Source organism: Collimonas sp. PA-H2, from assembly GCF_002564105.1.
Taxonomy (GTDB): domain Bacteria; phylum Pseudomonadota; class Gammaproteobacteria; order Burkholderiales; family Burkholderiaceae_D; genus Collimonas.
This window is the reverse complement of record NZ_PDBX01000001.1, coordinates 5,359,126-5,382,670: the sequence shown is the minus strand read 5'-3', so window position 1 is coordinate 5,382,670 and position 23,545 is coordinate 5,359,126. Positions and strand designations below refer to the sequence as shown.

The window sequence follows — 23,545 nt, the reverse complement described above, 5'->3', positions numbered from 1 at the left end:
TCGCGCAATTTTACTGTTCACACATGAAGGAAAAGCATCCATGACACAATCACGGCCTGCTCTTGAAGATCTGGCGCAACACGCCGATTTTATTGAACGCCACATCGGCCCGGATCAAACCCAACAAAAGGCCATGCTGACGGTACTCGGTTTCGATTCTATCGAAGCATTGATACACAAGGTAGTCCCCAGCGCCATCCTGGAAAAACAGGCACTTGCTCTTGGCTCCCCTCGCAGCGAAGCCGAAACACTGGCGGCATTGCGCCAGATCGCCGGCAAGAACCAGATGTTCAAGTCGCATATCGGCATGGGTTATTACAACTGCCATACGCCGACCGTCATCCTGCGCAACCTGCTGGAAAACCCAGCCTGGTATACCGCTTACACGCCGTACCAGCCTGAGATATCGCAGGGGCGGCTGGAAGCGCTGCTGAACTTCCAGACCATGATTACCGACCTCACCGGCATGGAAATCGCCAATGCGTCCCTGCTGGACGAGGCGACCGCGGCGGCCGAGGCGATGACCTTCTGCCAGCGCCTGTCCAAGAGCAAGAGCAACATCTTCTTCGTTTCGCAAGACTGCTATCCGCAAACCATCGACGTGCTGCGCACCCGCGCCGCGCCGATCGGCGTCGAGGTGGTGGTCGGCGATCACCACAAGGACCTGGAGCGGCTCGACTGCTTCGGCGTGCTGCTGCAATATCCAACCCTGAGCGGCGAGATCCACGACTATGCCGAAACCGTGCGTGTAGCGCATGGCAAGCAAGCGCTGGTAGTGGTCGCAGCCGACCTGCTGGCGCTGACCCTGCTGACGCCGCCGGGAGAGTTCGGCGCCGATGTCGTCATCGGCAGCGCCCAGCGCTTTGGCGTCCCGCTCGGTTACGGCGGCCCGCACGCAGCGTATTTCGCCACCCTCGACGCGCACAAGCGAGTGATGCCTGGACGGCTGGTCGGCGTTTCCATCGATAGCCGCGGCGAACCCGCTTACCGCCTGGCGATGCAAACCCGCGAACAGCATATCCGCCGCGAAAAAGCCACCAGCAATGTCTGCACCGCGCAAGTACTGCTGGCCAATATCGCCAGCATGTATGCGGTGTATCACGGCCCGCAAGGCCTGAAGACGATTGCCCAGCGCGTGCACCGCCTGACCGCGATCCTGGCAGAAGGCCTGCGCCAGCTGCATCATGCTGTGCCGACCGCCAGCTTCTTCGATACCGTTACCGTGCATACCGGCGGCCACACCCAGGACATCCATGCGGCAGCCCGCAGCCAAATGATCAACCTGCGGCCGATCGACGACGGCAGCATCGGCATCGCGCTCGACGAAACCAGCACGCGCGCCGATGTCGAGGCGCTGTGGGGCATTTTTGCCGTCGGCAAGGCGCTGCCGGCGTTTGACCAGCTGGAAGCCGAAGCGGCAGAGCGGATCCCGGCCTCGCTGGCGCGCAGCAGCGCCTATCTGACGCATCCGGTATTCAACAGCCATCACTCCGAAACCCAAATGCTGCGCTACCTGCGTGCACTGGCGGACAAGGACCTGGCGCTGGACCGCAGCATGATTCCGCTCGGCTCCTGCACCATGAAGCTCAACGCCACCACTGAAATGATCCCGGTGACCTGGCCCGAATTCGGCTCGCTGCATCCGTTTGCGCCGCTTAACCAAGCCCAGGGCTACCAGCAGCTGGTGACTGACCTGGAGCAGATGCTGTGCGTCTGCACCGGCTACGATGCCGTGTCGCTGCAGCCGAATGCCGGTTCGCAAGGCGAGTACGCCGGCTTGCTGGCGATCCGCGCCTACCATCAGAGCCGCGGCGAAGGCCAGCGCAATATCTGCCTGATCCCGAGCTCGGCCCACGGCACCAATCCTGCCACCGCCCACATGGCCGGCATGCAGGTGGTGGTGGTGCAATGCGACGAGCAAGGCAACGTCAATGTCGGCGACCTGCGCGCCAAGGCTGACGAGCACGCCGGCGACCTGGCGGCGCTGATGATTACCTATCCGTCGACCCATGGCGTGTTCGAGGAAGCGATCGGCGAAATCTGCGAAATCGTCCATGCCCACGGCGGCCAGGTGTACATCGATGGCGCCAACATGAACGCCATGGTGGGGCTGTGTGCACCGGGCAAGTTCGGCGGCGACGTTTCGCACTTGAACCTGCACAAGACCTTCTGCATTCCGCATGGCGGCGGCGGTCCGGGCGTCGGTCCGATCGGCGTCAAGAGCCACCTGGCGCCGTTCCTGCCAGGCCATCGCATGCTGGAAAACGGCATCGCGCCGGTCTCCGCCGCGCCTTGGGGCAGCGCCAGCATCCTGCCTATCACCTGGGCTTACATCACCCTGATGGGCGCCAAGGGCTTGCAGCAGGCCAGCGAGATCGCCATCCTCAACGCCAACTACATCGTGCACCGGCTGGCGCCGCATTACCCGATCCTGTACACCGGCAGCAACGGCCTGGTGGCGCATGAAGGCATCATCGACCTGCGGCCGCTGAAGGACAAGATCGGCATCACGGTGGAAGATGTCGCCAAGCGCCTGATCGACTACGGCTTCCATGCCCCGACCATGTCGTTCCCGGTGGCCGGCACCTTGATGATCGAGCCGACCGAAAGCGAATCCAAGGAAGAACTGGACCGCTTCTGCGACGCCATGATCGCCATCCGGGAAGAGATCCGGGCGGTCGAGAACGGCGACATCCAGGCCGAACAGACAGCCTTGCGCCATGCGCCGCATACCGCGCAGGACCTGACGGACGAGTGGACGAGGGCCTATACGCGCGAGCAGGCGGTGTATCCGCTGAAATCGCTGCGCAAGGACAAGTACTGGCCGCCGGTCGGCCGTATCGACAACGTTTATGGCGACCGCAACCTGGTCTGTTCCTGCCCGCCGATGTCGGATTACGAGTAAGAGGCCAGGTTCGAGATAGCGCAGTGCAACCAGCGGAGCCGCTCAGGCGGACCCGCTGGCCGTTTGCACTGGGCTATCGATCTGCCCTCTATCTTTCGCGCATCATGCGCATGTATAAATGAAAAGGACACATCCCATGTCTGATACCAGTAGCGCTACCGCTTCAGCGCGCACCGCACTCTACGACCTGCATATCGAACTCGGCGCCAAGATGGTGCCGTTCGCCGGCTACGACATGCCGCTGCAATATCCGAGCGGCATCCTCAAGGAACATAAGCACACCCGCGCCCAGGCCGGCCTGTTCGACGTTTCGCACATGGGCCAGCTGCGCCTGAGCGGCCCGGACGCCGCGGCTGCGCTGGAATCGCTGGTGCCGGTCGATATCATCGACCTGCCGGCCAACCGCCAGCGCTACGCCGTGTTTACCAATCCGCAAGGCGGCATCCTGGACGACCTGATGGTCAGCAATGGCGGCGACCACTTGTTCCTGGTGGTGAACGCTGCCTGCAAGCAGCAGGATACCGCGCACCTGCGCCAGCATCTTGCCGGCCGTTGCCAGATCGAAGAACTGAGCGACCGCTCCCTGCTGGCCTTGCAGGGGCCTGCGGCCGCTGCGGTGCTGGCGCGCCTGGCGCCGGAAACGGCGCAGATGGTTTTCATGCAGACCGGCAAAGTCACGCTGACCGGCGCCGAATGCTTCATCAGCCGTTCCGGCTATACCGGCGAAGACGGTTTTGAAATCTCCGTGCCGAATGCGCAAGCGGAAGCGCTGGCGCGCCTGTTGCTGGCGCAAGAAGAAGTGGCGCCGATCGGCCTCGGCGCCCGCGATTCGCTGCGGCTGGAAGCTGGCCTGTGCCTGTATGGGCACGATATGGACGGCTCCACCACGCCGGTCGAGGCCAGCCTGACCTGGGCGCTGTCCAAGGTACGGCGTCCCGGCGGCGCCCGTGCCGGCGCTTATCCTGGCGCTACGCAGATCGAGCAGCACCTGGAACAAGGCGTCAGCCGCAAGCGGGTAGGGCTGCTGCCGCTGGAACGCATGCCGGTGCGCGAAGGCGCCGAACTGGTCGATGCCGACGGCAAGGTGATCGGCAAGGTCACCAGCGGCGGTTTCGGGCCGACGCTGGATAAGCCGGTAGCGATGGCTTATGTCGAGATTGCATTCGCCAAGACCGGCACCCAGCTGCATGCGATGGTGCGCGGCAAGGCAGTGCCGGTGGAAGTGGCTGCCATGCCGTTTACGCCGGCGCGCTATTTCCGTGGCTGATCAAGGCTGATCAAGGCTGATCAAGGCTGATCAAATCACGAAAAAACCGTGCGTGCCGTCCGCCGCCAGCTGCGCTACCAGGCCGTATTCCCAGTCCAGGTAGGCCTGCATGGCGGCGGCCGGATTGTCGGTGCCTTCATATGGGCGGCGATAACGGTCGATGCGGGGCGAGGCCAGCGCGGTCTCGCCTGATTGCGCGGGCAACCCGGCGGCGATCCATGCGGCCGTGCCGCCGGCCAGCACAAATACAGGGCGCTCCGTCAGCTGCTGCAGATCGCCTGCGGCATAACTCGCCAACAGGCTGTCGCCGCTGGCGAGGACATAGCGTGCCGCGCCTGGCGTTTGCTGTAATACCGCTGCCAGTTGCGAGCGCAAGGCGAAACGGGCGCCGGGAATGTGCTGCCTGACATAGCTGGCGCTGCTGCTGAAATCGAGCAGCACGGTTGCCGGATTGCTGGAATCCTCCAGCCATTGGGCAAGCTCTGCGGCAGATACCGATGCGAAAGGAGGCAAGGGCGGCAGCGTCAGTTGCGGCTGGCCGGCCTCGCTGAAATCGGCTTTCTGCAATCCGTCCAGCACATGGACATCCCATCCCATCTGCGCCAGCCACGAGGCCGTCATGTTGGCGCGCACGCCGTCGTCGTCCGCGAGCACGATGCGGGCGCCGCGCACCGGCGCAACATGATCGGTTTCCTGCACCAGCTGGCCGCCCGGCGCGCAGCTGAAGCCGGGCAGATGACCGGCAATATATTCTTCCGGCGTGCGCACATCCAGGCGGTAAGTGGTGCGACCGTTTTCCTGTTGCCAGCCTTGCAGCAGCGCCAGGCTGACGCGGCCGACTCTGGCGCGGTCCGCAACGTTCCGGCTGGCAGCCTTCGCCTGTTCGTGCTGTCCGGCTGTGTTCAACGCATCGGCATGGTCCGAGAATCTCTGCTTTTTTCCGTGTTCCAGCTGCAGGCCAGCCAGGGTCCAGCCGATCGTGCCGTTGCGCAGGGCGCTGACCGGATTCGGAATGCCGGCGTTGATCAGCGACTGGCTGCCGATGATGCTGCGGGTGCGGCCGGCGCAGTTGACGATGACCCGGGTTTCGGCGCGCGGCGCCAGCGCCCGCACGCGCAGCACCAGTTCGGCGCCCGGCACGCTGATGCCGCCGGGGATGCTCATGGTGTGGTATTCGTCGAAACGGCGGGCATCGAGCACGACCACGTCGGCCTTGGCATCCAGCAGGGCTTTCACTTCCGGTGCCGACAAGGATGGCGTATGGCGTTGCGATTCGACCAGTTCGCCGAAGGCCTTGCTGGCGGAATTGACGTCGCGGAAAATCTCGCCTCCGGCGGCGCGCCAGCCTTGCAAGCCGCCCTCCAGCAAATGCACCGCGCTATAGCCTAGCTGCAGCAGGCGCCGCGCCGCCGGCAAAGCCAGTCCTTCGCAGTCGTCATAGACAACGATGGTGGTGTCGCGGCGCGGAATGCGGGCATAGGATTCCAGCTCGATGCGGCCCAGCGGCAGGTTGGCGGCGAACAGGGGATGCGCTTCGGCGAACGGCGCTTCTTCGCGCACGTCCAGCAAGGCCAGTTCTTGCCGCGCCAGCAGTGCGGCACGGATTTGCTGGAACGAGAGAGTGGGGATGGCTGTTGTGGGATGGCTGGCAATATCGGCTGTCATGTATTCTTGAGTTCGCTGGAAAGATCCCAGATATTCGGCAGCTGGGAGTTGGAATAGCCGGAAATGAAAGGTTTGCTGCTGCCGTCCTCTGCATACACAGAGCGTCTGACCGCGCCGATGTTGGCGCCGTACACGTGGATGCTGACCGAAGCCTGGTCCGGGAAAGCATTGCAGACCTTGTGGATGTCGCCGACGCTAGGCGATACCGCCTCGACCATGCCTGGCAGCAGCTTGACCGCCGCGCCGTCCGGCCGCAGGCAGCCATCGGCTCCAGCCTTGTATGCCTGCGAGTATTCAGCGCCGCGCAGCATGCCGACCAGGCCCCATACCGTATGGTCATGGATGGGCGTTGCCTGCCCCGGACCCCAGACGAAGCTGACGATTGAAAAGCGTTCGGCGGAATCGGCATGCAGCAAGTATTGCTGGTAGCGTTCCGGCCTGGCCAGCGCGTAAGTGTCTGGCAGCCAATCGTCAACCGCGACGAGCTGCTGCAGCAGGGCGCCGCCGTCGCACAGGACTTTCGCTTCTGGCGGATTGCCTTCGAGTAGCTCAGCGAACGCGGTAACGAAACCGCGGAGCCGGCCAATATTCAATTCGATAGTCATGTTCCCTTTGCGGCCTTGGCATCGAGGCTCCGCGGATGCGGAAAAAATCTAGAAAAAAGTTAATCGCTGGGCACAGGGTCGCCTATGTGCCAATTGGTCGCAATTACATTCGCCTTCGACAGTTCGTCCTTGGACAGAAGCTTAGCCATGCCATCGCGATCTGCGCTTAATATGGTCCGGGCTTGATCTGTTTCGGCAAAGGATTGTGCGATAGAGATATAGGCAAACGCAAGCGTCAGATTTTTTTCTATATCTCGATTACTGGAATACATGACGGCAAGGTTTGCAAAAGCCGGCGCATCGCCTTGTTGTGCTGCCTTTTTGAGAAGCGACAATGCCAATGTGCTGCTTTGCGCTACGCCGTGCCCGGTCATGTAGAGATAGCCGAGGTTGGATTGCGCTTCCGGCAACCCTTTCTCAGCCGCTCTGTGGTACAAGGCAATTGCCTGGCTTTCGGATTTCTCAAGTCCTTTGCCGACAAATAACAAGCGAGCCAAGCGTTCTTGCCCGCATGGTGTTCCTTGTTCCGCTGATTTTCTATATAAGGCTATCGCTTCAGCCAGATCGACAGCTTGTCCGTCCCCGGATTCATAACCTATGCCGACATAACACTGCGCGATTCCCAAACCCTGATCGGCCGCCTTGCGATACCATGCCCTTGCCGCAACGGGATCTCGCGGGCCTCCTACCCCAACCCGCAAAGCGTCTGCAAGATTGAATTGCGATTTAGCGTGGCCTTGCTCGGCTGCCTTGGCAAACCATGCGCGCGCCTCGACTGGGTCAGCCGCTACTCCCTTTCCGCTTAAATATAGAGTCCCGACATCAAATTGCGCGATCACTTCTCCTTGTTGCGCAGAGTCCAGCCATTCTTTGTAGGCTAATGTGTAATCGCCCTTTGAATAGGCTGTTGCGCCACGTGTAATGTCAGCGTAGCTGGCTGTACAGGTAAGGCAGGAGAGTGCCAGCACGAATCCGTAGAGTTTTCTCATCGCCTGATTGCCGCTTTCTTCATGTGCTGAATATATTGTAATGCCGTCTCGGTTCAATGATTGTCGCAGCAGCGGACAAGGCTTACGGCTAAATAACCAACAGCTCGTACTCATTATAGCTACGAATAATGTGGTCGAAATCAGTCTCTTTCGGAAAATCGACACACAATGCGCACCAGACACACATGCTGTGCGGAGTGCTTGAAGTCGATCATGACGACTTACATGGAGCAACGCATCTTCGCATACGCGAATCACTCGTTGCAAATGCCTAGCCCTGCATGGCAGGAGCCGTCAATCTCAGACCGGCACGTCGCCTTCAACCGTAGTCCGGTACAGGGTGCGCCGCAGATGCTGCGGCGTGATGGCGGCATAGTGCACGGTGCTGCGGTTATCCCAGAACACCATGTCATGGGCGCGCCATTGATGGCGATAGACGTTCTCGGCGCGTATCGTGTGTTCATGCAGGAAACGCAGCAGCGCCGCGCTTTCGTCCGGCGGCAGGCCGACGATGTGCGAGGTGAATCCTTCGCTGACGAAGAGCGCCTTGCGGCCGCTTTCCGGATGGACGCGGATCACCGGATGTTCGACTTCCGGCACCTCATCGATCTGCTTTTGCGTCAGGTCGGCGCGCCAGGGCGACAGCTTTTGCAGGCGCCGGTAGCGGTACACATAGGAATGCACCGCGCGCAGGCCTTCCAGCGTCTGCCTGACATCGGCCGGCAGGGTGTCGTAGGCATTGAACATGTTGGCGAACAAGGTGTCGCCTTGTTCCGCCGGCAATTCCTGCGCGTGCAGCAGCGAGCCCAAGCTGGGCCTGGGCATGTACGACAAATCGGAATGCCAGTCGGCGCCGGCATCCACCAAGCCGATCGGCTTGCCGTTTTCGATGACATTGGAAACGATCAGGATTTCCGGGTGGCCGGGCAGGTGGAAGCGATTCAGCACATGGATTTGCAGCGGGCCGAAGCGGCGGCTGAAAGCCACCTGCTGCTCGGGAGTGATGCGCTGCTCGCGGAACACCAGCAGGCCATGCTTGACCAGGGCCGTGCGTAAGCGCGCCAGATCCGGCCCGGACAGCGGCAGCTTGAGGTCGAGGCCGGTGATTTCCGCACCCAGCGGGCCGCTGATCGGCGTGATCTGGAATGCCTGGGAGGAAATGCCCGGCGGAACGGCTGTATCGATGGCAATAGACATAAGATGGCTTTGGTAACGGAGCGGGTGCATGGTTTTCGCAGGCGGCGCCTGTCAAAAACAACATTACACCCGCTTAAGCCTGGCTGCCGCAAATAATGGATTCTCATATCCATATGTGTTGCGCGCCGGCGGCCTGGCCCGGGACTTGTTGTTAGCGTTTTGGTGCCACCAGGCAGAACAGCGCGCCTTGCGGGTCAAAGCCCTGCAGTATCCAGCTGCCGCCCGGGACCTGGTGCGGCCCCATGACGATCTTGCCGCCACCGGCGTTCACGCGCTCAACCGCGGCGTCGATGGCTTCTACATTGATGTAGTACAGCCAGCAAGGCACTGGCATGTCGGCGGTCTTGGTCATCATGCCGCCGAGCGGCGCGCCGCCGGTGGCGAAGGTCTGGTAGACGCCCATCGGCCCCATGTCGATGGCTTCGGCCTTGGTCCAGCCGAACAGGCCGGCATAGAAGGCAAAGGCGCTGTCGAGATCGCCGGCATGCAGTTCATGCCAGCCGAAGTGGCCGGGCGTGCCGGGAGTTGGCGGCGCCGGCTGGGCCTCGCTATTGCCTTTGAACAGGATGAAGCCTGCGCCATGCGGATCGGCCGCCACGGCAAAACGGCCGACGCCGGGAATGTCGGCCGGCGCGCGCCGGATCGAGCCGCCTGCGGCTGTTACCCGCGCGGCGTAGCCGTCAACATCGCTGACCGCGATATAACCCATCCAGCAAGGCTTGGCGCCCATGGCGCGCGCCTCCTCCGGAATCGCCATCAGGCCGCCCACCATGATGTCGCCCGCTGACAGGATAGTGTAGGCGGGTCCGCCCATGCCGGCATCCTGCATCTTCCAGCCGACCACGCTGCTGTAGAAAGCCTCGGCGGCCTTGGTGTCGCTGGTCATGACGTCGTACCACACGAATTTTGGCTGGTTAGCTGACATTTGACTGTTCCTTTAGATGGGGTGGGTGGAGTTGCAATTATAGCTACAGTTGCAATTGCAGAGGCATGTATCAATTTAGGCGATCAGGCGGCAAGCGAAAAGGTCTGAAACACTATATGAAGGAAAACTTTGTAGTTTATCTTCGTATGTACTAAACTATAGAACATGAGTGAACAAAACGATCCCGATATCGCCCACGCATCGGCCATGGCAGGAGAGCTGCGAGTCGTGCTCGGCCGCCTCAGCCGGCGGCTGCGCGAACAGGCCCATGCGGGGGATTTCACCGGTTCGCAAAAATCGGTGCTGATCCGGCTGGAGCGCGACGGCCCGGCGACAGTCACCGGCCTGGCCAAGGCGGAAGGGGTGCGGCCGCAATCGATGGGCGCCACCATTGCGGTGCTGGAGGCCGCCGGGCTGGTGGCCGGTGCGGCGGATCCGGCCGATGGCCGGCAAACCATATTGTCGCTGACAGACGCCTGCCGGGAAATGATACGGGCCAGCCGGGCGGCAAGAGAAGACTGGCTGCTGCGCGCAATCCGGACCGAGTTCGCGGCGCACGAGCTGGACCAGCTGGCGGCCAGCGTTCAACTGCTGAAACGGCTGGCCGATGCCTGAACCATCCTGCGCCTAACCTGAATAACAGAAAGCATTCCATGACTGTAAGCACGCTGGATCCGAACACCGCACTAGTCGTCATCGATCTGCAACAAGGCATCGTCGCCTATCCCACCGTACACCCGGCCGGCCAGGTGGTGAAGCACGCTGCAACGCTGGCTGAAGCCTTCCGCCGGCATGGTTTGCCGGTGGTGCTGGTCAACGTCACCGGCGGAGCGCCGGGGCGGGCGGAACAGGGGCGCAAGCTCGATGCGCTGCCGGCCGGCTGGGCCGACCTGGTGCCGGAACTGAAGCAGCAGCCGCAAGATCACCTGGTCAGCAAGCGGACCTGGGGCGCATTCACCGGCACCGGGCTCGATGCGCAGCTGAAAAAACTGGGCGTCACGCAGCTGGTGCTGGCCGGCGTCTCCACCAGCATCGGCGTCGAGTCGACGGCACGCCAGGCGCACGAGCTCGGATTCAATGTCACACTGGCGCTGGATGCCATGACCGACACCAGCGCCGAAGCGCACGACAACAGCGCCACCCGGATCTTCCCACGCCTGGGCGAGAGCGGCAGCAGCCAGCAGATCATCGCTCTGCTGGATAGCCGCTTTCCATGAACCTGCCGGCCATGCAGATGGCAAGCGGGAGCACGCTGTGCTGACGGCTACATTCCGCTCGCTGAACAATTTCAACTACCGGCTATGGGCCGGCGGCGCGCTGGTTTCGAATGTCGGCACCTGGATGCAGCGCACCGCCCAGGACTGGATCGTGCTGACCCAGCTGACCCACAATAACGCGACTGCCGTCGGCATAGTGATGGCGCTGCAGTTCGGGCCGCAGGCGCTGCTACTGCCGCTGACCGGCTATGCCGCCGATCATTTCGACCGCCGCAAGCTGCTGATCGTCACCCAGGCTGCGATGGGAGTGCTGGCGCTAGGGCTGGGGATCCTTACCGTAGCTGGCGTAGTGCAGCTGTGGCACGTCTATCTGTTCGCCTTGCTGCTTGGCTGTGTCACCGCATTCGATGCGCCGGCGCGCCAGACTTTCGTTTCGGAACTGGTGGAGGAACACGAGCTTTCGAATGCGGTGGCATTGAATTCGACCTCCTTCAATGCCGCGCGCATGATCGGACCCGCCATCGCCGGCGTCCTCATCGCGGTGATCGGCGCCGGCTGGGTGTTCCTGCTCAACGCCGTTTCGTTCGCCGCGGTGCTGGCCTCGCTCAGCCTGCTGCGGCTTGACGAGCTGCATCTGCGCGCCCGCGCTGCCCCTGTACGCGGCAGCCTGGTGGCGGGTTTTCGCTATATATGGGGGCGGCCCGACCTGAAAGCCATCCTGCTGATGTTTTTCCTGATCGGCACCTTCGGGCTGAATTTTCCCATCTTCATTTCAACCATGTCGGTCAGCGTCTTCCACGCCGGCGCGCACCAATATGGCTTCCTGTCGTCGATTATGGCGCTCGGATCGGTGACCGGCGCGCTGCTTGCTGCGCGCCGCGAGAAGCCGCGCATGACCTGGCTGCTGAGCGGCGCCGGCGTCTTCGGCGGCGGCCTGGCGCTGGCGGCGCTGATGCCGGGCTACTGGCTGTTTGCGATTGCGCTGGTGCTGATCGGCGTCGCTGCCCAGACATTCACCACCACGGCGAACAGCATGGTGCAGCTCTCGACCGAGCCCGCCATGCGCGGCCGGGTGATGGCGATCCTGCTGGCGCTGGCCTTGGGCGGCACACCGCTTGGCGCGCCGGTGGTCGGCTGGGTCGCCGATACCTTCGGCCCGCGCTGGGCAATGGGCGTCGGCGCCGCTTCCGGCTTTGCGGCAGCGTGGGTCGGCATCCACTACCTGATAAAGTATCGTCAGCTGCGCGTGCGCATGGCCGGCGGCCGCTTGCGTTTTAGTCTGAGCCCTGGTATCCCGGTGGCCGGCATGGCGTCATCCAAGGGAGCGGCGATCAGGCCGGAGGCCAAGTGATCCGGTGCGGCTGCATCGATCTGCAGGCGGCTCAGACTCAGGAGAGGGCGCCGCGGCGCAGGCGGTCCACCCAGTCCAGCAGTGCGTCAGGGTCGTCCTCCATCGCGGCCGGCACCTGATAGTAGCTGGCGACCGTCACCGTCTTGGCCTTGGTAGCGTAGCGAAACGGCTCGCAACCCAGCGCTTCGAAGACCGGCCGGCTCTTGTCGTCTACCCGCAGGTAGAGCGTACCCTTGATGACGAATCCGAACTGCAGCTGGTTGATGCTGAGCCCGGCGCCGCCAAAAAAGCGCGATACGGTAATCTGCCCGAGAGGGGCCAGGTAATCCGCCAGTTCCAGGGCCCTGGCGCGTGCTGTGTCTGTGCTCATGGATATTTTCAGGCGATGGTCGTGTGTAAACTGTCATTGCTGCGAAACAGTAACAGAGACCAGGAGTATTCTCTAGTCTCTTTTTTGACGAGAGCGGCTGCGAGCAGGGTTCAGCGGATTGGGGGTGTTGCGGCAGCTTCATCCGCCGTACCCCCGGCGCGGGACGCCAGCCGGATATTTACGCAGCCGGCATCTTGCGGAAGCCGACCGCCAGCCGGTTCCAGCTGTTGATCGTGTTGATGGCCAGGGTCAGGTTGACCATTTCGGCGTCGTTGAACTGGGCGCGCAGCAGCGCGTAGTCGGCGTCCGGCGCGTGGGTCTGGGCGATCAGCGTCACGGCTTCGGTCCAGGCCAGGGCGGCGCGTTCGCGATCGCTGAAGAAGGGCGCTTCGCGCCAGGCAGTGACGGCATACAGACGGCGCTCGGTTTCGCCGGCCTTGCGGGCATCGGCGGTGTGCATGTCGATGCAAAAGGCGCAGCCGTTGAGCTGCGATGCGCGCAGCTTGACCAGCTCCAGCAGCGATGGTTCGAGGCCCAGCTTGTTGACGGCGCCTTCCAGCGCAATCATGGCTTTCATTACTTCCGGCGAGGCAGTGTAGAAATCGATACGTGCTTCCAAGATATTCTCCTGTGAGTGGGTAAGAGACTGCATGATAGGGGAGCCAAAGACATCCGCGGATAACCAATTCCGCTAAAAAACAGGAGGCCACTGGGCGCGTTTGCACTGGCTGCAGGGACATGCTAAAACGCTGGGTTGCATCAAGCACAACAGGTTCTTGCCTGTTTTATCTATCGTATGTGGAGTGCTTATGGAGTTGCATGTGGTCATCGACGGCGAAAAGGACCTGGCGGGACAGGTCTATCGACAGATCAGGGAAGCGATCCAGTCCGGGCGCCTGGCGGCCGGCGAACAGGTGCCGCCTTCGCGCCTGCTGGCGCAGCAGCTGCGGGTGTCGCGCAAGACCGTGTCGGAAGCCTACGCCCGCCTGACCATCGACCAACTTCTGGTGGGGAAGGTCGGCAGCGGCACTTTTGTCAATGCGACAACGCAGCCGCGTCCGCGCCAGTTTGCTGGCAAGGACCTGGCCGGCGGCGCTACCCTTAAAACCTGGCTGGGGCGCTCGATTCCCTTGCCGGCGCCCGGACCGGACCGCCGCTCAGGCTATGACTTTGTCGGCGGTGGCGGCACCAAGAGCCATTTTCCTATCAGTGAATGGCGCCAGTGCGTGCTGCACGGCTTGCGCAAGAGCCAGGCCGACCGCGGCTTCTACTCCTATCCGGAAGGCTTGCCGGTATTGCGCGAGGCCATCGCCCGCCATACCTCGTTTGCGCGCGGCGTACGCTGCGTGGCGGCGGATGTGCTGGTCACCAACGGCGCCCAGCAGGCCATCGACCTGATCGCCCGCGTTCTGCTTGAACCGGGCTGCACCGTGGCTGTCGAGGATCCGGGCTATCCGTCGGCACGTATCGCATTCGCCAGCCAGGGCGCCCATATTGCCTGCATTCCGGTGGATGCCGAAGGCATGATGGTGGAACAGATCCCTGAGCAGACGCGCCTGATCTATGTCACGCCCGCGCACCAGTTCCCGCTTGGCATGCCGATGAGCCTGGCGCGCCGCAAGGCGCTGCTGAAGCGTGCCGGCGAATTGGGCGCGATCATCATCGAAGACGATTACGACAGTGAATTCCGCTACCAAGGGCGGCCCACAGATTCCTTGCAAAGCATGGATACGGAAGGGCTGGTCGCCTTTGTCGGCACTTTTTCCAAGGTCATGCAGCCGGAGCTGCGCATCGGCTACCTGATTGCGCCGCCCGCCATCCGCGCGGCGGTGGCCATCGCCAAGCATCTGTCCGACTGGCATGCGCCCACCATGATGCAATGGGCGCTGGCCAAGTTCATCGACGACGGCTATCTGCAAAAGCACATCCGGCGCTGCCATGCGATCTACGGCAGCCGCCGCGAGCAGATGCTGGCGCGCTTTGCCACCGACCTGGCGCCCTGGCTGCAGCCGATCGCCGCTACCGCCGGCTTCCACATGACTGCGCTGACCAAGCGCGAGATCGATATTCCCTTGCTGCTCAAGCTGGCGCGACGGGTCGACGTCGGCCTGTATCCGATCGACGTCTTTTATCATGCGCAGCCGCCGCTGCAGGGCCTGTTCTTCGGCTATGGCGCGATAGAAACCCTGGATATCGCGCCGGCGCTGGACCGCGTCAAGGCGATTTTGAGCGAGATCGCCTGACACGGCGATGGCCCTTTTTTCGGTTTCGGCGGGCATATCCTGTGAGAGCTATACAATTACCCGCGCAGGTTGGTCATACGGGTCAATATCCACGACGGAAATATCTGGGAGAAATTCATGGGTAGTCTTCATCGGCGATTGAAACTGGCGGTCGTAAGCATATGCGCGGTAGCGCTGCTGGCCGGCTGTGGCGGCGGCAGTGATTCCGGCGGCGGTAATGCCGCAGCCAATGCGGCAGTGGATCAGCCATATACCGATCCGGTCGCTTATTCAGTCAATCCGAAAGATTCCTTGCCGAGCGCCAGCGAAAATGCCGCCGTTACGCACCACACCCTTGCCCTGGCGGGCAGTAATATTGCCTATACGACCACGACCGGGCATCTGACCGCCAGCGACGCCAAGGGCAACCCGGAAGCCTCGTTTTTCTATGTCGCCTACACTGCGGACGGCCAGGACGCCAAGACCCGGCCTGTGACATTTTTCTATAACGGCGGACCAGGCAGCCCGGCGATCTATCTGCGGCTGGGCTCGTTCGCCCCGACCCGCGTCGATACCGCCGATCCGCAAGGGACCGGCTATCCGAATTTTCCGCTGGTCGACAACCAGGAGAGCCTGATCGACACCACCGACCTGGTGTTTATCGATCCGCCCGGCACCGGCTATTCCGAAGCGATCGCGCCCAACACCAATGCCTCGTTCTGGGGCGTGGACCAGGATGCCGGCGTGATGCGCGACTTTATCCAGCGCTATATCACGGCCAACCAGCGTTCGGCGTCGCCTATCTATCTGTATGGCGAGTCGTACGGCACGCCGCGCACGGCGGTGCTGTCGCATCTGCTGGAAAGCGCCGGCGTGCATCTGAGCGGGATCGTCCTCAATTCTTCTATCCTTGATTACAACGACATGGGCCGCAACGGCGACCAGTACGCCTCATCCTTGCCGACTTTCGGCGCAGTGGCGGCGTATTACAACAAGGTGGCGCCGGCGCCAGCCAGCACGCCCGGCTACATGGCGACCATGCGCGGCGTGGTGCTGCAGCAGTACGCCTCCTTCACCGACGATGCCAATTACACCTACGGCGACCCGCCCAGCGCCAGCCAGGCGCAATCGTTCGCGACCCTGGCCAGCCTGTCGGGCCTGGCTAATGAGGCGCTCAAGCTGTATTTCGGCACTGCTGTCGCCACCAACAGCAACAGCTACGGCGACCAGCTCAAGCCCGGTTTCCTGATCGGATCCTATGATGGCCGTGTCGCCGCCGCCAACGGCAGCGCCATGGCGCAGGGCGGCGATCCGTCCAGTTCGCTGGTGAGCAGTTTCTTCAATATCCAGAGCCAGCAGGTGCTGCCCAATTACCTCAAGTACAGCGCGCCCAACACCAGCTATTCCTCAGGCCGGTCGCCCGGCTGGACCTGGGATTTCAGCCACGGCGGCAAGGCTTATCCGGATACCATCCCCGACCTCGCCCAAGAGATTGCACTGAACCCGAAAATCAAGATATTTTCGATCAACGGCTATCATGATTTTGTGACGCCTTTCTTTGCCACCGAAAAGGACCTGGGGCGCCTGAAAACCCTCGCCAGCCTGCAGCAAAATCCGCCCAATATCCAGCTGACCCACTACAACGGCGGCCATATGACTTATCTGGACAACGATTCGCGGCCGCTGATCAAGGCCGATCTGGCAAGTTTTTACAAAGGGACGCCGATTGCCGGCGCCATGGGCTTTGCCGACCTGCCGGATCCGTGGCCGGACAACACCACGCCGGCCGCTAGCAGCCTGAAAGCCATAACGCTGCGCTAAAAGCGTCTATGATGAACTATGCGGATGAAAAGGAAGCGAGCATGAAAAAATCTTGGCATTCAATCAGCGCGGTGCTGTGCGCCGCCGGCCTCAGCAGCGCCATGAGCATCGCCCAGGCAGGCACGGAAGGACCGCTGCTGCCGCCGGGAGCGCCGTTGCCGGCGCCAACGCCGATCAGCAAAGGCGCCGATCTGCAGCAGCAAGTGGATCAGGGCCTGAAAGCGGATTTCGACGCCGCCGATGTCGACAAGAAGGGTGTCTTGACCAAGGAGCAGGCGCAGAAAGCCGGCCTGGGTTTTGTCAGCAACAACTTCAGCAAGATCGATACCGCCAAGCGCGGCAAGGTGAGCTTCGACGACGTCAAGCGTTACATCCAGATGCAGAAATAGGCGCCGCTCAAGGCAAGGGCGCGCGCTCGTATTCGGGCGGCGCCCACAGATGCTTCAGGCGCTGCGGCAGGTTGCCCGGCTGTGCGACGTCGCGCCACATCGCGATGAATTCGTGGAAGTTGAGGATCAGCGCATTGTGGCTGTAGACCTGGCGCTTGATGCCGTAATCCACGGCTTCCTGCTCTTCCACATAAGTACCGAACAGGCGGTCGAAAATGATCAGCACGCCGCCGTAGTTCCGGTCGATATAGCAGTCGTTGCGGCCGTGATGGGCGCGGTGGTTGCTGGGGGTGTCGAACAGGTACTCCAGCACAGGGTGCAGCTTGCCGACGCTTTCGGTGTGGATGAAGAACTGGTACACCAGGTCGCAGGCGTACAGGATGAACACCACCGCCGGATGCACGCCCAGCAGCACCAGCGGCATGAAGAACAGCCACCAGCCAGTGATCGGGTAGAGCATCGACTGCCGCATGGCGGTCGTCATGTTCATGTGCTCGCCGCTATGGTGCACCACGTGGGCGGTCCAGAACCAGCGCACGCGGTGGCTGCTGCGATGGAACCAGTAGTAGCAGAATTCGACGCCGAGGAAGATCGGCAGCAGGGTCCAGCCGTTGATCGGGATCGTCAACAAGTGATGGTGCCAGAACCAGAATATGGCGGCGCCGACGAATAGCACGTGCACCGCCAGTTCGAACAGCTGGTAGCTGCTGCCGAGGGTGAGGTTGGTGAGGATGTCTTTCCAATAGAACTGCTGGCGCGCGCCGCGCTTGCGCATGACCTGCCATTCGATGGCAAAGCCGACCAGGAACAAGGGTGTCATGCCGATCAGCACCACCTGTTTCCACTCTATATGAGAACCGAAAGTGGCCTCCATCCAGGCAATCAGATCCATCATGATGTACTGCTCCATGCGCTTAGTCGATGCGTTGGATTTTAGCCCCGGGCCTGATATAAAGGCTTGACCGCTACAGACAATTATTTGACAATTCTCGCCATGCACCAGACCATAGTGGAACAGCCGCCCCGGGGCGTGGTCCCCAGCACCTATGTGCGGCTGCTGTATGAGTATCTTGAAAAGCGGGGTGTGGCTGCGGCCGCCTTGCTGGGTGTCGCCGCGCCGGAAGCAGCCGACCGCGGCTCGCTGCGTTATCCGGTGGCTGCCTGGCGTGCCTTGCTGCAGCGCGCCGCCGAACACCTGCATGACCCCTTGCTCGGCCTGCACCTGGGCCAGACCATTACGCCGGCGCATTTCGGCGTGATGGGCTATGTGCTGCTGGCTTGTCCTAACCTCGGTGCGGCGCTGGCCCGCACCTTGCAATACCAGCGTCTGCTGTACGACGTCAATCCCATGCGCAGCAGCGTGGAGGGCAGCGAGCTGCTGCTGGAATGGGGCGTCGACCAGGGCCGTCCCGGAGCGCTGGTGGACGAATGCGCCATCACCGCGCTGCTACAGCTGACCCACAACGCCACCGGCCGCCGCATCGTGGCCACCGAAATCCGCTTCGTCAATCCGGCGCCGGCCGACATCCAGCCATATCGTGACTGGTTCGGCTGCCCGGTATTGTTCGACCAGCCGGAAACCTCGATCCGCTTTCCGCAAGCGCTGCTGGCATTGCCGCTGCGGCAGCCGGATACGGTCTTGCTGAATGTGCTGGAACGACAGGCCGATGACTTGCTGGCGCAATTGCCGCCCAGCGACGATTTCGAACAGGCGGTGCGGCGCTGCATCGCCCGCCTGGTGCGCGAAGGCCAGCCCGAGCTGGAGCTGGTCGCCAACGAGCTGCACGTTTCGGCGCGCACCTTGCATCGCCGGCTGGCCGCCGCCGGCATCAACTTCCGGGAATTGCGCGAGAGTATCCGCCAGCGCCTGGCCGAAGACTACCTGGCCGACCCGCGCCTGCAGCTGGCTGAAATCGCCCAGTTGCTGGGCTATTCCGAGCAGAGCGCGTTTACCCGCGCATTCCGGCGCTGGAGCGGGCAGGCGCCGTATGCTTACCGGCTGAGTTTGCTCAATCCCACCGCCGGATAAGATTCCCAACCAGATCGGCAAAGTGCGCGCCGCAGACGCAATGCGGCTGATCCCTGTCGCCTCATCACAAGTTTCCCCTCCGTCCGAATGCTAGCTTGGCAAGCATGTCGTACGCCAGCGCCGCTGCATGCCGCAGCGTCATGAGGGCGTCATATAAGCGCTATAGCCTGTCGGTCGCATTCAACCATCACCATGTATTTTCCGGAGATAAGCACATGACACAAAAGAGCAGGCGTGATTTCCTGGCCCTGACGGCAAAAACCGCAGCCGCGGCTGCCGCCGCAGGCGTCTTTCCCGACACCATCCGGCAAGCGCTGGCCGTCCCCGCCAACTGCAAGACCGGCACCATTGCAGACGTCGAGCACGTCGTGATTTTCATGCAGGAAAACCGCTCTTTCGATCATTACTTCGGCAAGCTGGCCGGCGTGCGCGGCTTCGGCGATCCGCGCGCCATCTCGCTGCCCAGCGGGCAGTCAGTGTGGTACCAGCCGAACGGCGGCTCCTATGTGCTGCCATATCATTTCGATGCGAAAGGCAGCAACGCCACGCGCGTCGGCTTGAACCACAGCTGGAAAGGCTCTGAAGATACCTGGAAAAACTGGGACGCCTGGGTACCCAAGAAGACGGCCTATACCATGGGCTATTTCGACCGCGGCGACCTGCCGTTCTACTACGCGGTGGCAGACGCATTCACCATCTGCGACGCCTATCACTGCTCGATTTTCGGCCCGACCGATCCCAACCGCTTCTATGCCTTGTCCGGCAGCGCCGGCGAGAATATCACCGGGCTCAACGACGGCAACCTGTACAACGCCAACCCTATCTATAACGGCGACCTCAACAACGACGACATCAGCGCCGCCACCACGGCCGCGGCGCCAAACTGGAAGACCTACGCCGAAGTCTTGGAAGCCAATAGTGTCAGCTGGAAGGCTTACCAGGAGTTCGACAACTATGGCGACAACTACCTGGCCTATTTCAGGAACTTCCGGGTTGAAAGCGACGGCAGCCGTCTCAAGACCAGCTCGCCTTTGTATTTAAAGGGCAGGGCGCTGGCAGACGGTTCCACTAAAGACAATGCCGCCGGCACCAAGGGCGATTTGCTGATCAAGGCCTTCAAGCGCGATATCGACGGCGTCGACGGCAAGACCGCCTTGCCGCAGGTTTCATGGATTTTTGCGCCTTACGAATATTGCGAGCATCCGGAAGCATCGCCCAACGCCGGCGAAGACATTGCATCCAGGCTGCTGGGTGCGCTGGCCAGCAATCCGGAGGTCTGGTCGAAAACCGTGTTCCTGATCAACTATGATGAAAACGACGGTTTTTTCGATCACATGCCGTCCAATGTGCCGCCACTGAGCGTCGACAAGGGAATGACCACCCTGGCCGACCCGAGCATTGGCGAGGTTTACCAGCAGCAGCCGAAGGGTCTGGGGCCGCGTGTGCCGATGCTGGTGATTTCGCCGTGGAGCCGCGGCGGCCGGGTCTGTTCCCAGTTGTTCGACCATACTTCGGTGTTGCGCTTCCTGGAGGAATGGCTGTCGACAGGCAAGGGCCTGGATCGCGACAAGGTCACTTGCAAGAATATCTCGCCATGGCGCCGCGCGGTATGCGGCGACCTCACGTCCGCCTTCGATTTCAAGACTCCCAACAAAGCCTGGCCGCAGATCACGCCGGCGCCGCCTTACCAAAAGGTCGATTCGCCGGTCAGCGCCACACCGCCGGCGCAGCAGGTTTTTCCGCTGCAAGAGTCGAACCGTGAACCGCGCCCGGCTTGTCACTTGCCGTACCAATTCCATGTCGACGCCCGCGCCGCCGCCCAGTCCGGCCATCGCGAACTGACGCTGAGCCTAGGCAATACCGGCAAGGCCGGCGCTGCTTTCATCGCCTATTCGAATTTGCGCCAGGACGGGCCATGGCATTACGCGGTGGAAGCAGGGAAAGCGCTGCGCGACGTCAAGCTGGGCAACTGGAGCAGCGATCAATATGAATTGCGGGTGCATGGCCCGAACGGTTTTCTCAGGGAAATCAAAGGCAGCTTTGCGGCCGCCGCCAGCGCCGCCGCGGCACGGCCGGAAATCCTGGTGCGCGACGACTATGAGCGCCACGCCATCGTCCTGATCTTGTTCAACGAGGCGGGCGCCAAGGCTTGCACCTTCACGGTGAACGCCAATGCCGGTCCGTCGCGCGGCTTTGTGGCGCCGTATCGGGTCGAGGCCGGCAGGTCTCTGCGCCTGATGGTGCCGCTGGCCGCGGCCAAGGGCTGGTACGACTTCAGCGTGACGGCGGATTCCGATGCCGGCTTCCTGCGCCGCATCGCCGGCCATGTCGAGAGCGCCGCCCGCAGCTGGACGGATCCGCAGATCGGCGTCATTGCGCCTTCAACCTTGTCGACGCCGACGCCAAGCATACGCCAGGGCAGCACGATTGCATTCAACTACAGCAGCGCGCTGCAAAAGCAGAATCCGCGCAACTGGATCGGCGTGTTCCCGATCTCCAGCAATGTCCCCGACCAGGCCGGCTACAAGACTTATAGCGTGTATGAATACGCGTCAATGCTTAGCGGCCAGGTGACGCTGAAGACCCAAGGGCTGGCGGCCGGGTCCTACAAGGCCTGGTTCCTCGCCAACGACGGCTATGCCGAGCAACTGGCAGGGCCGGTCGTGTTTACCGTCACTGCCTGAGGTTGCCTGATATTGAGCGGCGGACCGGTCAGAGCGCTGTCCGGTCCGTGCAGTTGAACATCCATTGCACTCCGAAGCGGTCGGTCAGCTTGCCGTAGAAATCGCCCCAGGGCTGGACCGCGAGCGGGGTGCTCACCTTGCCGCCTTGGCCCATCAGCGCAAACAAGGTCTCGGTCTGCCCGCGCTCATCCAGCATGAGGATGTGCGCCGAGCCGCGCATGGGCTCGGCGTCGTGGTTGTCGGAGGCGTAGAACAACACGCCCGGGCCTTCGAAGCGGGCGTGCATGACCTTGCCATGCATCTCTGCGTTTGGCGGCGCAATGCCGTTCAAGCCGTAGCGTGAAACTTCCGTCATTTCTCCCAGCCCGCATTGCGTATAAAAGTCGAGCGCCTGTTCACAGGTCGTGGTGAAGAAAAGATAGTTGGATAACTGCATGGCTGACCTCCTTTAGCTCCGTTATCTGCAAGGCCGGCTTTGCTGAATAAAACACCGGGATTACTCGGCTTCGCAGCCGCTGCCTGGAGATTATGTTACGATCGTAATGCTGTCAATAATTATATTTCGATCGTCATATAAAGGAGCCGTCATGGCGCGCTACGCCCCCGGGCATAAAGAAGAGAGCAGGGCTCGGATTGTCGATGCCGCCGGTCGCGGCTTCCGCAAGCAGGGCTACGGCGGTATAGGCGTGGATGGCCTGGCGCGCGAAGCGGGGGTGACGCATGGCGCTTTTTACGGCCACTTCAGTTCCAAGTCGGATGCATTCGAGGCTGCCATTGTCGCCGGGCTGGAGCAGCTACGTGGCGGCATTGAAATACTGCGGGCGGAGCACGGAGCAGGCTGGCTGCCGGCATTCGTGGCGTTCTATCTGGGTTACAAGCGGACCTGCGAACTGGGCGACGCCTGCACGCTACCCAGCCTGTCGCCCGAGGTCGAGCGAGCAGGGGCGTCTGCCCGTTCCGCCTATCAAGTAGCCTTACTAGGGGTGGTCGAGGCGCTTGCCGCAGGTCTCGCGGGCGGCACGGATGCCGAGCGTCACGCCCGCGCCTGGGCTTTGCTGGCCATGCTGGCCGGCGGCGTGACCATGGCGCGCGCGATTCCGGAGCCTGCGGTCGCGGAGAAAATTGCGGCAACCATCCAGGCTGCCGCGATACGCATTGCGAACGGCGATGATTCTGCTTGAATGCGTTTCGCCTGTGTATTCACGGCTTGATTGGTCTGCGTTGCGGCGCCGGCGCGTTTATTGGATTCCTAGTATTCTCTTAATCACGCAGGGCGCCGACTACGGTAGTGAGATCGGTGATGGCGCAAGGTTTCGATTCCGTAACGTAAAAGGAAAAATCATGATGTCCAAGGCTGTCAAAATTCCTGGCCCCGATCATCCCATCTCGATTACGCCCAACGCGGCGCGCGTCGTCGTCACCCTCGGCGGCCGCGTCATTGCCGATACGCGCAAGGCCTTGACGCTGCAAGAGGCGGCTTACCCCGCTGTCCAGTACATTCCGCGCGAGGATGTCGACATGACGCTGCTGGAACGGACAGAGCACGCTACCTACTGTCCGTACAAGGGCGACTGCGCTTACTACAGCATCCCATCCGGCGGCGAGCGCTCGGTCAATGCGGTTTGGTCTTACGAGGCTCCCTATGCGGCAGTCAAGGGCATCAAGAATTACCTGGCTTTTTATCCCGGGCGGGTTGATGCGATAGAAGAGCGCCAGGGCTGATGCTACGATTGCTTTATGTGCATGGGCTCAGACTCGACCGTACATGCGGTGCCAGATATTATCTGAGACCGAAGCGCGTTTGAAGGGCGGCAATCGGCTAGAAGCAGCGATTGAAATCACATAAATAGATTAGCTCCAGGTTATGGTCACATTTTGCTGACGGCCGGCATGCAATAGCAAGCTGGCC

Annotated in this window: 21 protein-coding genes; 12 read left to right on the top strand and 9 right to left on the bottom strand. The window is 62.0% G+C overall.

Features of this window, described 5'->3' with window-relative positions:
- The first annotated feature begins 40 nt into the window (after nt 1–40).
- Nucleotides 41–2,905 carry an aminomethyl-transferring glycine dehydrogenase gene (gcvP, locus tag BCF11_RS24740; RefSeq protein ID WP_098497098.1) on the top strand — a complete coding sequence of 955 codons (2,865 nt, stop codon included), beginning with the start codon at nt 41–43 and terminating at the stop codon, nt 2,903–2,905.
- A 136-nt stretch (nt 2,906–3,041) separates the two neighbouring features.
- Nucleotides 3,042–4,172 (top strand): glycine cleavage system aminomethyltransferase GcvT, encoded by a 1,131-nt coding sequence (gcvT, locus tag BCF11_RS24735; RefSeq protein ID WP_098497097.1) that lies wholly within the window; start codon nt 3,042–3,044, stop codon nt 4,170–4,172.
- Between the two features lie 30 nt (nt 4,173–4,202).
- On the opposite strand, the gene BCF11_RS24730 is transcribed toward gcvT, so the two are convergent.
- The 5 genes from BCF11_RS24730 to BCF11_RS24710 form a co-directional block, all read right to left on the bottom strand.
- Nucleotides 4,203–5,837 carry a rhodanese-related sulfurtransferase gene (locus tag BCF11_RS24730; RefSeq protein WP_098497096.1) on the bottom strand — a complete coding sequence of 545 codons (1,635 nt, stop codon included), beginning with the start codon at nt 5,835–5,837 and terminating at the stop codon, nt 4,203–4,205.
- A complete protein-coding gene (locus BCF11_RS24725) occupies nt 5,834–6,442 on the bottom strand; it encodes a cysteine dioxygenase (protein WP_098497095.1) in 609 nt (202 codons plus the stop codon). Before BCF11_RS24725 ends, BCF11_RS24730 begins: the two co-directional genes overlap by 4 nt.
- A 59-nt stretch (nt 6,443–6,501) precedes the next feature.
- Nucleotides 6,502–7,431 carry a tetratricopeptide repeat protein gene (locus BCF11_RS24720; RefSeq protein ID WP_158229276.1) on the bottom strand — a complete coding sequence of 310 codons (930 nt, stop codon included), beginning with the start codon at nt 7,429–7,431 and terminating at the stop codon, nt 6,502–6,504.
- 300 nt (nt 7,432–7,731) lie between these two features.
- Nucleotides 7,732–8,628 (bottom strand): TauD/TfdA family dioxygenase, encoded by an 897-nt coding sequence (locus BCF11_RS24715; protein WP_098497093.1) that lies wholly within the window; start codon nt 8,626–8,628, stop codon nt 7,732–7,734.
- A gap of 151 nt (nt 8,629–8,779) precedes the next feature.
- Nucleotides 8,780–9,553: a VOC family protein gene (locus BCF11_RS24710; protein WP_098497092.1), complete on the bottom strand. Its 774-nt coding sequence runs from the start codon at nt 9,551–9,553 to the stop codon at nt 8,780–8,782.
- A 165-nt stretch (nt 9,554–9,718) separates the two neighbouring features.
- Here BCF11_RS24710 and BCF11_RS24705 point away from each other — a divergent pair, with 165 nt between their 5' ends.
- From BCF11_RS24705 to BCF11_RS24695, 3 genes are read left to right on the top strand one after another with little or no spacing between them, the layout of a single operon-like run.
- Nucleotides 9,719–10,168 carry a MarR family winged helix-turn-helix transcriptional regulator gene (locus BCF11_RS24705; RefSeq protein ID WP_098497091.1) on the top strand — a complete coding sequence of 150 codons (450 nt, stop codon included), beginning with the start codon at nt 9,719–9,721 and terminating at the stop codon, nt 10,166–10,168.
- Nucleotides 10,169–10,206: 38 nt separating this feature from the next.
- Nucleotides 10,207–10,770: an isochorismatase family protein gene (locus BCF11_RS24700; RefSeq protein WP_098497090.1), complete on the top strand. Its 564-nt coding sequence runs from the start codon at nt 10,207–10,209 to the stop codon at nt 10,768–10,770.
- Between the two features lie 40 nt (nt 10,771–10,810).
- Nucleotides 10,811–12,121, top strand: coding sequence for an MFS transporter (locus BCF11_RS24695; RefSeq protein ID WP_098497685.1), 1,311 nt, complete (start codon nt 10,811–10,813; stop codon nt 12,119–12,121).
- Nucleotides 12,122–12,158: 37 nt separating this feature from the next.
- Here BCF11_RS24695 and BCF11_RS24690 read toward each other — a convergent pair whose 3' ends face one another.
- Nucleotides 12,159–12,491, bottom strand: a complete 333-nt coding sequence (locus BCF11_RS24690; RefSeq protein WP_098497089.1) for a TfoX/Sxy family protein — start codon at nt 12,489–12,491, stop codon at nt 12,159–12,161.
- A 178-nt stretch (nt 12,492–12,669) separates the two neighbouring features.
- Nucleotides 12,670–13,068, bottom strand: coding sequence for a carboxymuconolactone decarboxylase family protein (locus BCF11_RS24685; protein WP_369827870.1), 399 nt, complete (start codon nt 13,066–13,068; stop codon nt 12,670–12,672).
- Nucleotides 13,069–13,300: 232 nt separating this feature from the next.
- Between BCF11_RS24685 and BCF11_RS24680 the strand changes: the two genes are divergently transcribed.
- The 3 genes from BCF11_RS24680 (at nt 13,301) to BCF11_RS24670 (ending at nt 16,923) form a co-directional block, all read left to right on the top strand.
- A complete protein-coding gene (locus BCF11_RS24680) occupies nt 13,301–14,734 on the top strand; it encodes a PLP-dependent aminotransferase family protein (RefSeq protein WP_098497087.1) in 1,434 nt (477 codons plus the stop codon).
- Between the two features lie 117 nt (nt 14,735–14,851).
- Nucleotides 14,852–16,534, top strand: coding sequence for a peptidase S10 (locus BCF11_RS24675; RefSeq protein ID WP_098497086.1), 1,683 nt, complete (start codon nt 14,852–14,854; stop codon nt 16,532–16,534).
- A gap of 41 nt (nt 16,535–16,575) precedes the next feature.
- Nucleotides 16,576–16,923, top strand: coding sequence for an EF-hand domain-containing protein (locus BCF11_RS24670; protein ID WP_143751462.1), 348 nt, complete (start codon nt 16,576–16,578; stop codon nt 16,921–16,923).
- Between the two features lie 7 nt (nt 16,924–16,930).
- On the opposite strand, the gene BCF11_RS24665 is transcribed toward BCF11_RS24670, so the two are convergent.
- Nucleotides 16,931–17,818 carry a sterol desaturase family protein gene (locus BCF11_RS24665; RefSeq protein ID WP_233212622.1) on the bottom strand — a complete coding sequence of 296 codons (888 nt, stop codon included), beginning with the start codon at nt 17,816–17,818 and terminating at the stop codon, nt 16,931–16,933.
- A 99-nt stretch (nt 17,819–17,917) separates the two neighbouring features.
- Between BCF11_RS24665 and BCF11_RS24660 the strand changes: the two genes are divergently transcribed.
- Nucleotides 17,918–18,952: an AraC family transcriptional regulator gene (locus BCF11_RS24660; protein ID WP_098497083.1), complete on the top strand. Its 1,035-nt coding sequence runs from the start codon at nt 17,918–17,920 to the stop codon at nt 18,950–18,952.
- A gap of 215 nt (nt 18,953–19,167) precedes the next feature.
- A complete protein-coding gene (locus BCF11_RS24655; RefSeq protein ID WP_098497684.1) occupies nt 19,168–21,636 on the top strand; it encodes a phosphocholine-specific phospholipase C in 2,469 nt (822 codons plus the stop codon).
- 28 nt (nt 21,637–21,664) lie between these two features.
- Here the strand turns inward: BCF11_RS24655 and BCF11_RS24650 are convergent, their stop codons facing one another.
- Nucleotides 21,665–22,072 (bottom strand): VOC family protein, encoded by a 408-nt coding sequence (locus tag BCF11_RS24650; RefSeq protein ID WP_098497082.1) that lies wholly within the window; start codon nt 22,070–22,072, stop codon nt 21,665–21,667.
- Nucleotides 22,073–22,223: 151 nt separating this feature from the next.
- Here BCF11_RS24650 and BCF11_RS24645 point away from each other — a divergent pair, with 151 nt between their 5' ends.
- Nucleotides 22,224–22,817: a TetR/AcrR family transcriptional regulator gene (locus BCF11_RS24645; RefSeq protein ID WP_098497081.1), complete on the top strand. Its 594-nt coding sequence runs from the start codon at nt 22,224–22,226 to the stop codon at nt 22,815–22,817.
- A 160-nt stretch (nt 22,818–22,977) separates the two neighbouring features.
- Complete coding sequence (locus BCF11_RS24640; protein WP_098497080.1) at nt 22,978–23,358, top strand: DUF427 domain-containing protein; 381 nt, start codon at nt 22,978–22,980, stop codon at nt 23,356–23,358.
- Nucleotides 23,359–23,545: the final 187 nt, after the last annotated feature.

Bases quoted from the DNA above. Each gene is read 5' to 3' on its own strand.
- gcvP (WP_098497098.1), top strand. From the start codon at position 41: ATGACACAATCACGGCCTGCTCTTGAAGATCTGGCGCAACACGCCGAT.
- gcvT (WP_098497097.1), top strand. From the start codon at position 3,042: ATGTCTGATACCAGTAGCGCTACCGCTTCAGCGCGCACCGCACTCTAC.
- BCF11_RS24730 (WP_098497096.1), bottom strand. From the start codon at position 5,837: ATGACAGCCGATATTGCCAGCCATCCCACAACAGCCATCCCCACTCTC.
- BCF11_RS24725 (WP_098497095.1), bottom strand. From the start codon at position 6,442: ATGACTATCGAATTGAATATTGGCCGGCTCCGCGGTTTCGTTACCGCG.
- BCF11_RS24720 (WP_158229276.1), bottom strand. From the start codon at position 7,431: ATGAGAAAACTCTACGGATTCGTGCTGGCACTCTCCTGCCTTACCTGT.
- BCF11_RS24715 (WP_098497093.1), bottom strand. From the start codon at position 8,628: ATGTCTATTGCCATCGATACAGCCGTTCCGCCGGGCATTTCCTCCCAG.
- BCF11_RS24710 (WP_098497092.1), bottom strand. From the start codon at position 9,553: ATGTCAGCTAACCAGCCAAAATTCGTGTGGTACGACGTCATGACCAGC.
- BCF11_RS24705 (WP_098497091.1), top strand. From the start codon at position 9,719: ATGAGTGAACAAAACGATCCCGATATCGCCCACGCATCGGCCATGGCA.
- BCF11_RS24700 (WP_098497090.1), top strand. From the start codon at position 10,207: ATGACTGTAAGCACGCTGGATCCGAACACCGCACTAGTCGTCATCGAT.
- BCF11_RS24690 (WP_098497089.1), bottom strand. From the start codon at position 12,491: ATGAGCACAGACACAGCACGCGCCAGGGCCCTGGAACTGGCGGATTAC.
- BCF11_RS24685 (WP_369827870.1), bottom strand. From the start codon at position 13,068: ATGAAAGCCATGATTGCGCTGGAAGGCGCCGTCAACAAGCTGGGCCTC.
- BCF11_RS24680 (WP_098497087.1), top strand. From the start codon at position 13,301: ATGGAGTTGCATGTGGTCATCGACGGCGAAAAGGACCTGGCGGGACAG.
- BCF11_RS24675 (WP_098497086.1), top strand. From the start codon at position 14,852: ATGGGTAGTCTTCATCGGCGATTGAAACTGGCGGTCGTAAGCATATGC.
- BCF11_RS24670 (WP_143751462.1), top strand. From the start codon at position 16,576: ATGAAAAAATCTTGGCATTCAATCAGCGCGGTGCTGTGCGCCGCCGGC.
- BCF11_RS24665 (WP_233212622.1), bottom strand. From the start codon at position 17,818: ATGATGGATCTGATTGCCTGGATGGAGGCCACTTTCGGTTCTCATATA.
- BCF11_RS24660 (WP_098497083.1), top strand. From the start codon at position 17,918: ATGCACCAGACCATAGTGGAACAGCCGCCCCGGGGCGTGGTCCCCAGC.
- BCF11_RS24655 (WP_098497684.1), top strand. From the start codon at position 19,168: ATGACACAAAAGAGCAGGCGTGATTTCCTGGCCCTGACGGCAAAAACC.
- BCF11_RS24650 (WP_098497082.1), bottom strand. From the start codon at position 22,072: ATGCAGTTATCCAACTATCTTTTCTTCACCACGACCTGTGAACAGGCG.
- BCF11_RS24645 (WP_098497081.1), top strand. From the start codon at position 22,224: ATGGCGCGCTACGCCCCCGGGCATAAAGAAGAGAGCAGGGCTCGGATT.
- BCF11_RS24640 (WP_098497080.1), top strand. From the start codon at position 22,978: ATGATGTCCAAGGCTGTCAAAATTCCTGGCCCCGATCATCCCATCTCG.